This is a genomic window from Polynucleobacter sp. 15G-AUS-farblos (assembly GCF_018882445.1).
GTDB lineage: Bacteria > Pseudomonadota > Gammaproteobacteria > Burkholderiales > Burkholderiaceae > Polynucleobacter.
Map to the genome: position 1 here is coordinate 122,828 of NZ_JACVOM010000002.1, position 14,685 is coordinate 137,512.

12 protein-coding genes are annotated in these 14,685 nt (G+C 46.5%); all 12 read right to left on the reverse strand.

Annotated elements, in window-relative coordinates:
* Positions 1 to 3: 3 nt before the first annotated feature.
* Entirely contained in the window at positions 4 to 2,217 is a 2,214-nt protein-coding gene (locus ICN41_RS03910) for a malate synthase G (RefSeq protein WP_216291518.1), read from the reverse strand.
* 60 nt (positions 2,218 to 2,277) lie between these two features.
* Positions 2,278 to 3,618 (reverse strand): adenylosuccinate synthase, encoded by a 1,341-nt coding sequence (locus ICN41_RS03915; protein ID WP_216291519.1) that lies wholly within the window; start codon positions 3,616 to 3,618, stop codon positions 2,278 to 2,280.
* 58 nt (positions 3,619 to 3,676) lie between these two features.
* Positions 3,677 to 4,843 (reverse strand): ATP phosphoribosyltransferase regulatory subunit, encoded by a 1,167-nt coding sequence (locus ICN41_RS03920; protein ID WP_216291520.1) that lies wholly within the window; start codon positions 4,841 to 4,843, stop codon positions 3,677 to 3,679.
* A gap of 20 nt (positions 4,844 to 4,863) precedes the next feature.
* Positions 4,864 to 5,727: a protease modulator HflC gene (hflC, locus tag ICN41_RS03925; RefSeq protein WP_216291739.1), complete on the reverse strand. Its 864-nt coding sequence runs from the start codon at positions 5,725 to 5,727 to the stop codon at positions 4,864 to 4,866.
* A gap of 5 nt (positions 5,728 to 5,732) precedes the next feature.
* A complete protein-coding gene (gene hflK, locus ICN41_RS03930) occupies positions 5,733 to 7,220 on the reverse strand; it encodes an FtsH protease activity modulator HflK (RefSeq protein WP_216291521.1) in 1,488 nt (495 codons plus the stop codon).
* Positions 7,210 to 8,451, reverse strand: a complete 1,242-nt coding sequence (gene hflX / locus ICN41_RS03935; protein WP_255537904.1) for a GTPase HflX — start codon at positions 8,449 to 8,451, stop codon at positions 7,210 to 7,212. Before hflX ends, hflK begins: the two co-directional genes overlap by 11 nt.
* Positions 8,444 to 8,686, reverse strand: coding sequence for an RNA chaperone Hfq (gene hfq / locus ICN41_RS03940; RefSeq protein WP_216291523.1), 243 nt, complete (start codon positions 8,684 to 8,686; stop codon positions 8,444 to 8,446). The genes hflX and hfq overlap by 8 nt, the downstream gene beginning before the upstream one ends.
* A 148-nt stretch (positions 8,687 to 8,834) precedes the next feature.
* Positions 8,835 to 10,199: a ribosome biogenesis GTPase Der gene (gene der / locus ICN41_RS03945; protein ID WP_216291524.1), complete on the reverse strand. Its 1,365-nt coding sequence runs from the start codon at positions 10,197 to 10,199 to the stop codon at positions 8,835 to 8,837.
* On the reverse strand, positions 10,196 to 11,332 hold the full coding sequence (bamB, locus tag ICN41_RS03950; RefSeq protein ID WP_255537887.1) for an outer membrane protein assembly factor BamB: 1,137 nt from the start codon (positions 11,330 to 11,332) through the stop codon (positions 10,196 to 10,198). The genes der and bamB overlap by 4 nt, the downstream gene beginning before the upstream one ends.
* 17 nt (positions 11,333 to 11,349) lie before the next feature.
* Entirely contained in the window at positions 11,350 to 12,009 is a 660-nt protein-coding gene (locus tag ICN41_RS03955) for a tetratricopeptide repeat protein (protein ID WP_216291526.1), read from the reverse strand.
* 69 nt (positions 12,010 to 12,078) lie between these two features.
* A complete protein-coding gene (hisS, locus tag ICN41_RS03960) occupies positions 12,079 to 13,407 on the reverse strand; it encodes a histidine--tRNA ligase (RefSeq protein WP_216291527.1) in 1,329 nt (442 codons plus the stop codon).
* Positions 13,408 to 13,424: 17 nt separating this feature from the next.
* Complete coding sequence (ispG, locus tag ICN41_RS03965) at positions 13,425 to 14,684, reverse strand: flavodoxin-dependent (E)-4-hydroxy-3-methylbut-2-enyl-diphosphate synthase (RefSeq protein WP_216291528.1); 1,260 nt, start codon at positions 14,682 to 14,684, stop codon at positions 13,425 to 13,427.
* Position 14,685: the final 1 nt, after the last annotated feature.

Below are 14,685 nucleotides of genomic sequence, written 5' to 3' on the forward strand. Positions count from 1 at the left end.
TATTTAAGCGTAAGCCTTCTTTACTTCAAGACGCCATGCATGGAGTAATGGCTCGGTATAGCCATTTGGCTGTTCAAGACCCTTGAAGATGAGATCACTAGCTGCTTTATACGCATAGGAATCTTTGTAGTTTGGCATCATCGGCTTATACAAAGCATCGCCAGCATTCTGACCATCCACCACTTTAGCCATGCGCTGCAAGCTCTCATTCACCTGATCCGCAGTCACAATGCCATGCAATAACCAGTTCGCAATATGCTGGCTTGAAATACGCAATGTCGCACGGTCTTCCATTAGGCCCACGTTATGAATATCAGGCACCTTAGAGCAACCAACACCTTGATCGATCCAACGAACCACATAACCCAAGATACCCTGGCAGTTGTTGTCTAACTCCTGCTGAATCTCTTCCTTAGACCAGTTTGCCTTTTCAACTACGGGAACAGTTAACAAATCATTGATCAGCGCTTCAGCTTCAGCTGCGGTATCTAACTTTTCCATTTCCTTTTGTAGCTCAGCTACATTGACTTGATGGTAGTGCAAGGCATGTAAGGTCGCGGCTGTTGGTGAAGGAACCCAAGCCGTATTAGCGCCGGCCTTTGGATGAACAATTTTCTGCTCAACCATGGCTTTCATCATATCGGGCATAGCCCACATACCCTTACCGATTTGCGCACGACCACGTAGACCACAATCTAGACCAGCAAAAACGTTACGACGCTCGTAAGCAGATAACCACTTGCTGGTCTTCATATCGCCCTTACGCATCATTGGGCCTGCATACATCGCGGTGTGCATTTCATCACCAGTACGATCCAAGAAGCCGGTATTAATAAAGGCAACCCGTGCACCTGCAGCAGCAATTGCTGCCTTAATGTTGGCGCTCATACGACGCTCTTCATCCATGATGCCAAGCTTCACGGTATCTGCTGGTAAACCCAATAACTTTTCAACACGGCCAAAGAGCTCCGCAGCAAATGCCACTTCTTCTGGGCTGTGCATTTTGGGTTTAACGATATAAACAGAACCCTTACGTGTATTGCCAATCGCCTGGCTAGCAGGACGATTAATGTCATACAAGGCAATTAATACTGTCACTACTGCATCCAAGATGCCTTCGTAGATCTCTTTACCTTCGCCGGTCATAATTGCTGGGTTGGTCATCAAGTGGCCTACATTACGCAGGAACAAGAGTGAGCGGCCATGTAAGGTCACAATGCCATCTTTTGCATTGACAGCACCGATGCCCGCTTTGTATTGACGATCCGGATTGAGTGCGCGGGTGATTGTTTTGCCACCCTTACTGACTTGCTCAACTAAAGTACCCTTCAAGATACCGAGCCAGTTTTCATAGGCAAGGACTTTGTCATCGGCATCGACTGCTGCGATAGAGTCTTCCAAATCCAAAATAGTAGATAAAGCTGCTTCCAAAACGACATCGTTAATGCCAGCAGGATCGCTAGCACCAATGGTTTTGCTCTTATCAATTTCAATATCAATATGCACACCGTTGTTGCGCAATAAGACCGAGCTTGGCGCAGCTGCATCACCTTGATATCCTACAAATTGCTTCTCATCAGCTAAGCCAGTAGAGCCACCATCTTTCAATTTGATAGACAGCTTATTGCTATCCACTGTGTATGCCACAGAGTCACGATGAGAGCCTTTAGCTAAAGGAGCGGCTTGATCTAAAAAGTTACGAGCAAAGGCCACCACCTTAGCGCCACGAATTGGGTTGTATCCGCCAGCTTTAGTAGCACCATCTTCTTCTGAGAGCACATCAGTGCCATACAAAGCATCGTACAAAGAACCCCAACGCGCATTTGCTGCATTCAATGCATAGCGCGCATTGAGAACTGGAACGACTAATTGTGGGCCAGCTTGGAGAGCAAGCTCATCATCCACATTTTGTGTAGTGCCAACAACCTTACCTGGCACTTCATCTAAATACCCAATTTGCTTCAAGAATTGACGATAGGCAGGCATATCCTTGATTGGACCTGGATTGGCTTGATGCCATTTATCTAAATCTACTTGAATACGGTCACGCTTAGCCAGCAATGCATCGTTCTTGGGTGTGAGATCTTTGACGATCTGATCAAAGCCTTCCCAAAAATCTGCACTTTTAATACCCGTTCCAGGAAGAACTTTGTCTTCAATAAAACGATAAAGAGGGGTTGCAACTTGGAGGCTATTACAGGTGGTGCGCGCAGTCATTTTGTAAACCTTTGTTTCTAAGACTTAAGTTAATAAAAAAAGAGAATCGAATATTGTTAATCAATCTTGGAATGGGTGCTGGAGCAAGATGGTTTCATCACGCTCAGGACCTGTAGATACCATGGCAATTGGCTTACCAGCAACTTGCTCGATACGACGTAGGAAGTTTTGAGCTTCTACTGGTAGCTTATCCCATTCGCGAATGCCGAATGTAGTGCCTTTCCAGCCCGGGAAATCTTCATAGATTGGCTCGCAACGGGCTACGGATTCAGCACCACGTGGCAATACATCTAATTTTTGACCATCTAAGTGATAACCAACGCATAAACGAATCGTTTCAAAGCCATCAAGCACATCAAGCTTAGTAATGCATAAGCCTGATAAACCGTTGATCTGAATCGAGCGCTTTAAGGCAGCCGCATCCAACCAACCAGTACGACGTGGCCGCCCAGTCACTGAACCAAATTCTTTACCAACTTCAGCCAGACGAATACCAACTAGATCTTGCTTGCTTGGATTGTCATGATCATATAGCTCGCTTGGGAATGGTCCTGCGCCAACGCGAGTGCAATAGGCTTTAGTAATACCCAAGATATATTGAAGCGAATCAGGGCCAACGCCTGAACCAGCAGCTGCATTACCTGCCACACAGTTACTAGAAGTAACATAAGGATAGGTGCCGTGATCAATATCAAGCAAGGTTCCTTGTGCGCCTTCAAATAATAAATTTTGGCCCGCCTGCTCAACGGCATAAAGTGCACTGGATACATCCACCACCATCGGCTTGAGTCGCTCAGCATAAGACATTGCCTCAGCCAAAGTCTTTTCATAACTTACTGGCTCAGCGCCATAGTAATTTGTCAGCATGAAGTTGTGATAATCCAAGTTCTCACTTAACTGCTCAGCAAACTTCTCTGGATAGAATAAATCCTGTACGCGTAGTGCACGACGCGCAACCTTATCTTCATAAGCAGGACCGATGCCGCGACCAGTAGTGCCGATTTTGGCTTCTCCACGTTTTTTTTCACGCGCATGATCAATCGCTACGTGATAAGGCAGAATCAAAGTCGTTGCTTCCGAAATCTTCAAACGAGATTGAACATCGAGACCAGCCGCTTCAAGCTCTCCAATTTCTTTAAAGAGCGCTTCTGGTGACAGAACGACGCCATTGCCGATATAGCAAATCACTTCCTTGTGCATGATTCCGGAAGGAATCAAACGTAAGATGGTCTTCTTATCGCCAATGATTAAGGTATGACCTGCGTTATGACCACCCTGAAATCGAACAACTGCTTTTGCATGATCCGTTAACCAATCCACCACCTTACCTTTGCCTTCATCACCCCACTGAGTGCCAATGACAACGACGTTACGACCTTTAGCTTGCTGCTTTGAAGACATATTGAAATCCAAAAGATAATTACAAAATAGGTTTATTTCTCAAGCAAATATGGCGTGCTTATTTTTTCTGCACAACTTCCCATGCATTGCCCTGCTTTACTAATTCACGATCGCACTCATATTCAGCAGACTCGACTGCACCGCCTGCGAGCACCTGAATAACGACCTCTCCACGATTTCGCAATTGCTCTATGGTGGCATTCAAGGCAGTGTCATCCAACCAAGGTGCTGCAATCGCCATCCTGCGAACGTTTAATGGAGATAGATTTGCCAAGGTTAATAAATCCAAGGAGAAACCGGTAGCTGGACGTGAGCGACCAAAAGCCTGACCAACATGATCATAACGACCACCTCGCGCAATCGGCTGAGGCAACTTCTCTACATAGGCAGCAAACATGACACCGCTGTGATATTGGTAGCCACGCAGATCCGATAAATCAATACTGAGCTCTAAACCATCAGACAAGTTTGCAGTAATGGCAACTAAACGCTCAAGATCACTCAAGGCCTGATCAATTGAAGCATGCTGAGGGAGCACTTTTTTCGCTTTTACCAATACTTCAGAGCAAGGACCATTCAATTCAGTGAGCGCCATTAATGCTTGGGCTGTTTTAGCTGGTAAACGTGTCGCCCATTGAGTGAGGCGCGGGCGATCTTTGCTTTGCAACAGATCGTATAGCTCCTCAATCGATTCTTTATCCAAAGCTTGCCCATCCAAAAGACCCATCAAGATACCTGCGTGAGATAAGTCGAGATAAACCTTACTTAAGCCAGCAAGCCCTAATGTCTTAAGGAGTAATGAGATTGCTTCAAAATCCGCTTCCCAAGTGGCGCATCCGTAGATTTCGGCTCCGAGCTGCAATTGCTCACGCGCAGAACTACCCACTGGAGTACGTGCATGGGCAACTGTACCCGCATAACAGAGACGCGTCACACCAGCTCGGTTTAATAAGTGAGCATCAATGCGAGCGACTTGAGGCGTGATGTCTGCGCGCAGCCCTAGAGTACGACCGGACAATTGATCAACCAATTTAAAGGTTTGTAAATTGAGATCTGAACCAGTACCCGTTAACAAGGAATCCAAAAACTCCAGAATGGGAGGCGCAACTAATTCATAACCATAGGATTGATATAAATCCAGAATGCTACGACGCAAACTCTCTACCTTGCGAGCCTCTGCCGGCAATACGTCTGCAATATCTTCAGGAAGCAACCAACGATTCATGATGTAAACAATTCACTCTCTTATTTTTTACGCATGAACTTGAAGAAATCGCTATTAGGCTCAACCACCATGACATCCCTCTTGTCTTTGAAGGAATTTCGATAGGCTTCTAAGCTTTGATAGAACTGTGCAAACTGTGCATCGCGACCAAAGGCCTCTGCATATAGAGCGGTAGCTTTAGCATCACCAGCACCTTTAATCTTTTGAGCATCTCTATAGGCTTCCGCCAAAATCGTGTCACGTTGACGTTCTGCATTTGCGCGAATCTTGTCAGACTCTGCCGCACCAGTAGAGCGCAACTCATTGGCGACCCGTTTACGCTCTGCCTCCATGCGTCGATAGACTGAGTCGCTAATCTCTGCCAAGAGGTCAACCCGCTTGAGGCGTACATCCACGATTTCAACACCGATATCAGAAGCATCATCAGCCACTTTTTTACGAATGCCCTGCATGACTTGTTCACGCTGATCAGAAATCAATTCCCGCACAGTGCGCTTCGTAAACTCTTCATTCAATGCGGAGCGAACCAATTGAGTGAGGCGATCTTGGGCTAAACGCTCATCTCCTTTAAAGCTAATAAAGAATTTACGTGGATCAACAATGCGCCATTTCACATAAGAATCAACTAATAAATTCTTTTTCTCAGCAGTAATGAAACGCTCTGCTTCAGGATTATCGATGGTCAAAATGCGGCGATCAAAAAAGCGCACGCTCTCAAATGGCGCTGGGTATTTAATTTGTAGGCCCGGTTTTTCAATCACTCGAACAATTTGTCCAAATGAGAACACCACAGCGAACTTACGCTGATCAACAACAAAAATACTTGAGGAGAGAATGTATACCAGGACAATAAAAGCAATGCCAGCTGCAATCAGACGATTCATATTCATTATCTTGCCTCCCGATCACGACTACGCAAGCCATCGCGTTTATCTGCGTTACTTGCGGCTGGTGAGCTAGGCACTGAAGAACTTGCTGTAGGAGCTGGATTATTAACGCCAGTAGCGCCGCCTACAGTAACCGATCCAGTTGGTGTTGTCGCAGCATTCGCTTGTCCACTAGCGGCTTGTGCACTTTCAGCGCTAACTTGAGCAACAATCTTATCCAATGGTAGATACAAGAGGCTATTACTCTTGGTGGTATCGACTAAGACCTTAGTGACATTGCCATACATCTCACGCATGCTGTCGATGTACATCCGATCACGCGTTACTTGAGGTGCTTTTGCATACTCCACTAATACTTGCTTGAAGCGTGCAGCATCACCCTCTGCGGTTGCAACCACTCGGGCCTTATAACCTTCTGCCTCCTGAATTAAGCGAGCACCAGTACCCTTGGCACGCGGAATAATGTCATTGGCATAAGCCTGACCTTCACTCTTTAAACGCTCCTGATCCTGACCTGCTTTAACTGCATCATCAAAGGCAGCTTGCACCTGCTCAGGGGGTTGTACGTTTTGTACAGTGACGCTCGTTACATAAATACCGGTTTTGTAGCTATCTAAGATTTTCTGGATTGAGTTTGCTAAGTCAACACCAATCTTTTCACGCCCTTCATAAAGGACGGTATCCATCTTGCTACGTGCAACGATTTCTCGAACTGCTGTTTCAGCAGCCTGAATAACAGCCGCATCAGGATCGCGATTATTAAACAAATAATCTGTTGGATCTTTCAAGCGATATTGAACAGCAAACCGGACATCAATAATGTTTTCATCTTCAGTCAACATCGAAGAATCTTTTTGGTTCGTTGCTTTAATCAGGACAGGGCGACCTACTTCAACTGAGCGCACGCCAGATAAATTGACTGTTTCATCTGCCTGAACGGGCCAAGGCATGCGCCAATTAATACCAGGCTTAGCGGTGTAGTCGTATTTACCAAAGGTCATCACAACACCGGCTTGACCCTCTTGAATAATAAAAAAGCCACTACAAATCCAAATAAAGAAAACGCCTGCCGCTGCTATCAGAATGCTGGCTTTAGATCCGAAAGGATTGGTGAACTCAAAGCTAGGCGTATTACCACCACCGCCACCCTGACCACCACGCTGTGATGGCGGAGGAATATCACCTACGTTGGGTTTATTGGCAGGCTGACTTGCACCAGGCCTTTTCTTGCCACCAAAAATTCCAGCTAAGCGATCATTGAAATCACGCCAGAGCTCATCTAGATCGGGTGGGCCATCTGGCTTTGCGGCTGGTGGTGTTGAAGGATTGTTTGGCTGGGTCTCAACAGGTTGATTACCATTACCGGGATCTGCTTTTGGAGCTTGATCGTTCGCCTGCCCATCTTTGGCATCTTTAGATCCACCAGAATTGTGGCTATTGCCCCAACCTGGATCATTGACCGAAAAGAGGTCTAAAAATTTACGCGTCATTAGGAATATAGCTTCGGTTAGAAATCGGGTTAAATTCGGAGGACTCTGGTCGTTCGGGTAAAGGCGCTAAAAACTCGTCCGGGGCCATTTGCTTCTTGGCACGGTTGTGTTCGACCCTTATTCTATCAGTCATTTGCGAGCATTCCGCTAGAGCCGACCGGAGTAAATCCAGCCCTAAGCCAGTCTGGGCTGATAGGAAAACCTGGCTTGGGAAGCCATTGGCGTCCCGCTCCAGAACAGCCCCACGGGTAAAGGTTTGGGGCATGAGATCAATCTTATTCATCACCTCAATGCGGGGGATGTCATCAGCCCCAATTTCCTCTAAAACTGCCTCTACTTCGGCTTTTTGCTCCCTGGAAACAGGGCTACAAGCATCAATTACGTGCAAAATCAGGTCGGCATGAATAGTCTCGTCCAAAGTGGCCCTAAAAGCCTCCACCAGCTGGTGCGGCAAATCCCGTATAAAACCCACCGTATCCGACACCACAATCGAACCAACACCCTCTAAATGCACCTTTCTGGAGGTGGTATCTAGGGTGGCAAAAAGCTGATCGGCAGCGTATGTCCCTGCTTTTGTGAGGGCATTAAATAAGGTGGACTTACCGGCATTGGTATAGCCCACCAAGGAGACGGAAAACACATCCTTACGGTTGCGAGCTCTTCTTTGGGTTCTTTGTTGACGCTGTAATTTCTCTAACTCATTCTCTAGACGTTTCGCTTTGGTCGCTAACATACGGCGATCGAGCTCCATCTGCGTTTCGCCTGGACCGCCACGCACACCGATACCACCACGTTGACGCTCCAAGTGACTCCAAGCCCTCACCAATCGAGACATCCGATAACGCACTTGCGCTAATTCAACTTGAGTCTTACCTATATGACTCTGAGCTCTTTGACTAAAAATGTCCAAAATTAAGCCCGTTCGGTCCATCACATGACGGCCGATATGGCGCTCTAAATTGCGTTGCTGGGTTGGAGAAAGTGGATGATTAAAAATGGCGAGCTCTGCATCATGCTCCTCCATTAATCGCTTGATCTCATTTGCTTTACCAGAACCAATAAATAAAGCGGGATCCGTTCTACCCTTACGCGCAATGACAGTAGCTGTAGGTATAGAGCCAGCGCTATCAGCCAAAAGACTGAGTTCGGCCATGCTGTCTGCAAAATCCTCGCGCCCAGTATCAACACCTACTAAGACAGCGCGCGGCGCATCAACTCCAGTGTTATACAGAGCTGCCTTCTTCTAATCGAAATTCAATCGCACGTGCAGGAACAATCGTAGAGATTGCATGCTTATAAACCATCTGAGTAACGGTGTTACGTAGCAGCACAACATATTGATCAAACGACTCAATATTGCCTTGTAATTTAATCCCGTTTACCAAATAAATTGAAACGGGAACGTGCTCCTTACGGAGGGCATTCAAAAATGGATCTTGAAGTAATTGGATTTTGTTGTTATTCATACTGCTCCTTATTGATCTTTTATTTTGGGAGTCTTGCTTTTTTTGGTGGCTTCTTAATGCGCTTTTTTAACTCTCTTACAAATCCTACAAGGTTCTATATTGGGCTCAATCCCTAAAAATCAAGCCCTAATTGAAAGCTTATCTCAAATCACCGTTTTTTGCCTTTTTTTCCTTTATCCGCATCGACGTAAGGGTTCTTTGCCGTATTCATCTGAATACGCAAAGGCGTTCCTCGCAACTTAAAGACATCCCTAAATCGACCCTCTAAGTATCGTTTGTAGCTATCAGTCACGCCACTGAGCGAAGTACCATGAATCACCACAATGGGAGGATTCATGCCCCCTTGGTGTGCATAGCGTAATTTAGGACGTCCCATGCCAACCCGTTTAGGCTGCTGATGTTCAATCGCTTCTTGCAAGATACGGGTTAAACGTGGGGTTGGCAATTTCGCCATTGCAGCAGCATAGGCAGCATCGACATCTTTGAACAATTCTTTGAGACCGGTGCCCTTTTTAGCCGAAATAGGATGCACATTAGCGAAATCCAAGAATCGCAGTTTTTGCGCAATCTCTAAACGCGCACGCTCTTTCACGTAGGCATCAATGCCATCCCATTTATTGACAGCCACCACTAAAGCACGGCCTGCTTCCACAATAAATCCAGCGATATGCGCATCTTGCTCTGAAATATCTTGTTGTGCATCCAGCATCAGAATCACGACATTGCAATCCGCAATCGCTTGCAGTGTTTTCACTACAGAGAATTTTTCAATCGCTTCAAAAACTTTTCCGCGACGACGCAAGCCCGCGGTATCAACCAAGATATAAGGCTTGCCATTACGTTCGAAGGGAACCTCAATCGCATCACGTGTGGTCCCAGGCATATCAAACGCAATGACACGCTCTTCACCAATCAACTTATTAATCAAAGTAGATTTGCCCACATTGGGGCGTCCTACTACCGCAATCTTCATCGGACGATTTGGATCGTTTGCAGCCTCTTCCTCTTCAGGCTCTGGGATTCCGAGTGTATCTAAAGCGTCGTCGATTAAGCCACGAACACCATCACCATGGGCTGATGAAATCGGGAAAGGCTCACCTAAACCTAACTCATGAAAGTCTGCAGTCACAACGCCTGCCTGCATCCCTTCCGTCTTATTGACAGCCAAAATTACAGGACGTCCGGTCTTGCGCAAAAAGTCTGCAATCACGCGATCTTGTGGCGCCATACCTAAGCGGCCATCAACCAAGAAGATGATGATGTCTGACTCAGCAACCGCTTGCTTGGTTTGCTTCGCCATCTCCGCAACAATGCCAGTCTTAGCAACAGGCTCGAATCCACCGGTATCAACGCAAATGAAAGCGCGTTCGCCAATTCGACCTTTACCGTAATGGCGATCTCTAGTTAAACCTGAAAAATCTGCTACCAATGCATCACGTGAACGTGTGAGGCGATTAAAGAGAGTCGACTTCCCGACATTGGGACGACCGACAATAGTGATGACTGGATTCATTTTGGACTGTACGCCGCTAGTTTTCCACCTTGAGATTGAATCAAGATGAGGCCGCCTACTGCAATAGGAGCGGCTGTGATTGGACTGCTATCGTGTCGAAAGCGGGCAATATTGTCGCCATTCGACTGTGAAAATGCATGGACGTAGCCTTCGGCATCGCCCATCAACAACACTCGGCCAATTGCAAGAGACTCTCCTACATTACGGAAAGTCAATTTGGTATTTTCCCAAACCAGGGTTCCATCCTTAGTAGCGAAAGCAGAAATATGGGATTTTTCATTTGATGAGAACACTAATTCAGCGCTTTGAGCGGTACCGGTATAACTAGAAAAATCTTTGTACCACAATAGATTTCCAGTTCTCACCTGACCACATCCAATACGACCTTGGTAAGACACTGCACAGACTGCCTCGCCTTCCAGGCTTGGCTTGGCAGTGACATCATTCAGTCGCTCAATTTCTGAGAAACCTTTTGGAAAAGAAATGGGGGTCTCCCAAATTAAACCGCCATTAGCAAGTGCAATCATGCCAAAGCGTCCACCAGAGAACCCTGTCACAACCACTTCATTATTAATGGGCAACATGCCATAGCCAACACGTAATGACAGTGCAGCTTGGGGCCGTTGATAATTCCATTTACGAGCACCTGTTTGCGCATCTAAACCCACGAAACGATTGTCTAGCGTACGAACCACAACTACACCGCCAGCAACCACCGGCTCACTTAGTACTTCACTACCAATATTGATGTTCCAAAGCGACTTACCAGAATCATCAAAGGCATAAACCGTCCCTTTAATACCGACAGCAACGGTTGTGCGCCCATCTGTTCCTGGACCAATTGCTAAACGCTCTGGCACTGCTACTTCCCAAACTTTTTTGCCAGTAGCCAAATCAATCTTGCTTAAATTGCCGCTATGCGAGGCTGCATAGACTGCATCCCCGGCAACAGCGGGATGAAAATTAAATGTTTGCGATGAGCCAACATTTGTCTCCCAAATTGGCCGCATTTCAAACTGATTGCTGACCGGCGCTAACTCTGCAGGCTTACGTACACGTGAATTTCCAGAACATCCAATCAAAGCAATCGTTAAAGCCCCTAGAACGAGGGCTGATACCAACTGCTTTGTCATCTGTTTCATCGAAATCATCACTGAGCAACTCCTCCAAGAGCATCCATCTTGACCTTCAAGAGACGACGCGCTTCTTCAGGAAACTCTTTTGCTTGATCTAACTTTTTCCAAGCCTCTTGATAGCTTGCCTTAGCCTCTGCATTTTTCTTTTGGATCAAATACCAGTCGCCACGACGCTCCAACCACAAAGCCTCGAATCCTGGAATTGGCTTTTCTTTCAAAATCTGGTCGGCCTCGGCAAAGTTTTGGTCACCACCCTGCTCGATGAGTTGAGAAACCAAACGCAATTTAGCCAATGCCAAGTAACTGTTATCTGACGCATTCTTTGCTGCCCAACGCAAATAATCGATTGCCTTAGCGCTATCACCAGCATCAGAGGCAATTCTGGCGGCAACCAAACTTGACATAGCTGCGTAAGTGGTCCGAGAAAAATCTTTTTGCAGATCATTTGCAGCACGTAAAGTTTGATCTTTGTCGCCTTTAGTAATCGCAGTAACCATGGTTTCGTAGAGCTTAGAGGCTTCGCTAGCCTGACTATTACGCCACCATTGGTAGCCACTATAGGCTGCATATGCAAACAGAACCGCAGTCAATACACCCGTAATTAGGTTGCGGTACTTTTGCCAAAACGCTTTCAGTTGGTCTATCTGTTCTTGTTCTTCTAGATCTAAAGGCATATCAATCCAAGCTCGTTTATTAGTAATTTATTGTTTTCTATTGCAAATTCGTTCGCGACTAAGCTCATTCTATTCGGAGGCGCCCACTAGAGCCTCAATCACAGCCTCTAACACCCCTTCCAAGGGGACTGCTTTTTGCTCACCACTCGCCCGCAAGTCTTTGAGTTGCGCCTCATCCTTAGCCAATTCGTCTGGCCCAATGATGACGGCAAAGGCTGCACCACTGGCATCAGCCTTCTTCATTTGAGACTTAAAGCTAGCCGATTGGCCATCTGGCGGGCAGAAAAGGATGGTATCAATTCCTGCGCTACGGAGGCGCTCAGCAACAATCATTGCGGTTGTTAGGGTATCGCCGCCTTGATGCAGAACAAATACATCGCATTGGGCCTGCGCTTCTGGAATTGATCCAGAAACCTTCATTAACTCAAGAACGCGCTCCATCCCCATCGCCCAACCACAAGCTGGTGCTGCTTTACCACCCATGCGCTCAATTAATGGATCATAGCGACCACCACCAGCGATGGTGCCTTGAGCACCAAGCTCTTCAGTAATCCACTCAAACACAGTGAGATTGTAGTAATCCAAGCCACGCACTAAACGCGGGTTGATTTTGCAAGGAATGTTATTGGCTTTGAGTAAAGTCTGAACTGAGTTGAAGTGTGCAAGCGATTCTTCTCCTAAGAAATCCAATAATTTAGGCGCACCCTCAATCAATGCCTGCATCTCCGGATTTTTCGAATCCAAAATACGCAATGGATTAGTCAGGAGACGTCGTTGTGAATCCTCATCTAACTGAGTTTGATGCTTTTCAAAATAAGTCACTAAGGCAGCGCGATGTTGCGCACGTTCATTGGCCTGGCCTAAAGAATTAATCTCTAGACGCACTCCTTTTAAACCCAACTCATCCCAAAGTCGCTGACCCATGAGAATGATTTCTGCATCGATATCGGGACCAGCAAATCCTAATGCCTCAATGCCGAATTGATGGAACTGACGATAACGGCCTCGCTGTGGGCGCTCATGGCGAAACATAGGTCCGGTATACCAAAGGCGCTTCGGTCCTTCATACAGCAAATTATTTTCAATTACCGAGCGCACTAAGGCAGCAGTTCCTTCAGGACGAAGCGTCAACTGCTCACCATTCAATCGATCTTCAAAGGAGTACATCTCTTTTTCAACAATGTCGGTAACTTCGCCAATACCCCTTTGGAATACTGCGGTAGCTTCCACAATAGGTGTTCTTAAAAATTCATAGCCATAAGCCCGAGTGAGATCACGTAAGACATGCTCGAGATGAGCCCATTGCGCTGCATCTGCTGGCAGTAAGTCATTCATACCACGGACGCCATTAATTTTTGGAGTCTTTTGAGCTTTTTCTGGCTTGTTTTGATCAGTCATTTTTATTCTTGTTTTGATTACACTTTTGCAGCATAGTTTTGCTTGACGTATTCATCAACAATGACCTGAAAATCTTGCGCAATATTTTCACCGCGCAATGTTTTTACTTTTACGCCATCAACAAATACTGGGGCCGCTGGTGTTTCACCAGTGCCTGGTAATGAAATACCAATATTGGCATGCTTGCTTTCGCCTGGCCCATTCACGATACATCCCATCACTGCTACATTCATATTTTCAACGCCAGGATGGGTCTTTTTCCAAATAGGCATTTGTTGACGGAGATAAGATTGAATATCGGCCGCCAACTCTTGGAAAGTTGTGCTGGTCGTTCTACCGCAACCAGGACAAGCAATCACCATTGGCGTGAAATTACGCAAGCCCATGGTTTGCAAAATTTCCTGTGCAACGATCACTTCGTTTTCTCGTGGAGCACCAGGATCAGGTGTTAATGAAACCCGGATCGTGTCGCCAATACCCTCTTGCAACAAAATTCCCATGGCGGCAGTAGAGGACACAATCCCCTTACTTCCCATACCGGCTTCAGTTAAACCTAAATGCAAAGGATAGTCAGAGCGTCTGGCAAGATCGCGATACACCGCTACCAAATCTTGCACATTGCTCACCTTGCAAGATAAAAGTATTTGATCAGGATTCATGCCCAATTCGACAGCCTTTTCTGCTGACTGCAAAGCAGACTGAATTAACGCCTCAATCATCACCTCTTGTGCAGTCTTTGGATTGGCTAAAGCGGCATTGCTATCCATGATGCTAGCCAAGAGCTCTTGATCTAAGCTTCCCCAGTTCACACCAATACGAATTGGCTTATCGTATTTGCAAGCAGCTTCAATCATCTGCGCAAACTGTGGATCACGTTTCGCGCCCTTACCCACATTGCCTGGATTGATGCGGTATTTAGAGAGCGCCTTAGCGCACTCAGGGTAGTCATTTAATAAGGTGTGGCCGTTGTAATGAAAGTCGCCAATGAGTGGCACTAAGACATCCATCTTGTCCAACTGCTCACGAATATACGGAACTGCTGCAGCAGCTTCTGGCGTGTTCACAGTGATGCGCACCATCTCCGATCCAGCGCGAGCTAATTCTTTTACTTGAATAGCAGTTCCAACCGCATCTGCAGTATCGGTATTGGTCATGGATTGAACGCGCACTGGAGCATCCCCACCAACCGTGATAATGTTGCTTTTCCAAGCAACTGTTGCTTGACGAGTCGCACGCTTTGGCGCTGGACCTAAAGGCAAAGGTGGCAACGATTTCATA

Coding starts and splice junctions, on each gene's coding strand:
- ICN41_RS03910 (WP_216291518.1), bottom strand. CDS start 2,217: ATGACTGCGCGCACCACCTGTAATAGCCTCCAAGTTGCAACCCCTCTT.
- ICN41_RS03915 (WP_216291519.1), bottom strand. CDS start 3,618: ATGTCTTCAAAGCAGCAAGCTAAAGGTCGTAACGTCGTTGTCATTGGC.
- ICN41_RS03920 (WP_216291520.1), bottom strand. CDS start 4,843: ATGAATCGTTGGTTGCTTCCTGAAGATATTGCAGACGTATTGCCGGCA.
- hflC (WP_216291739.1), bottom strand. CDS start 5,727: ATGAATCGTCTGATTGCAGCTGGCATTGCTTTTATTGTCCTGGTATAC.
- hflK (WP_216291521.1), bottom strand. CDS start 7,220: ATGACGCGTAAATTTTTAGACCTCTTTTCGGTCAATGATCCAGGTTGG.
- hfq (WP_216291523.1), bottom strand. CDS start 8,686: ATGAATAACAACAAAATCCAATTACTTCAAGATCCATTTTTGAATGCC.
- der (WP_216291524.1), bottom strand. CDS start 10,199: ATGAATCCAGTCATCACTATTGTCGGTCGTCCCAATGTCGGGAAGTCG.
- bamB (WP_255537887.1), bottom strand. CDS start 11,332: ATGACAAAGCAGTTGGTATCAGCCCTCGTTCTAGGGGCTTTAACGATT.
- ICN41_RS03955 (WP_216291526.1), bottom strand. CDS start 12,009: ATGCCTTTAGATCTAGAAGAACAAGAACAGATAGACCAACTGAAAGCG.
- hisS (WP_216291527.1), bottom strand. CDS start 13,407: ATGACTGATCAAAACAAGCCAGAAAAAGCTCAAAAGACTCCAAAAATT.
- ispG (WP_216291528.1), bottom strand. CDS start 14,684: ATGAAATCGTTGCCACCTTTGCCTTTAGGTCCAGCGCCAAAGCGTGCG.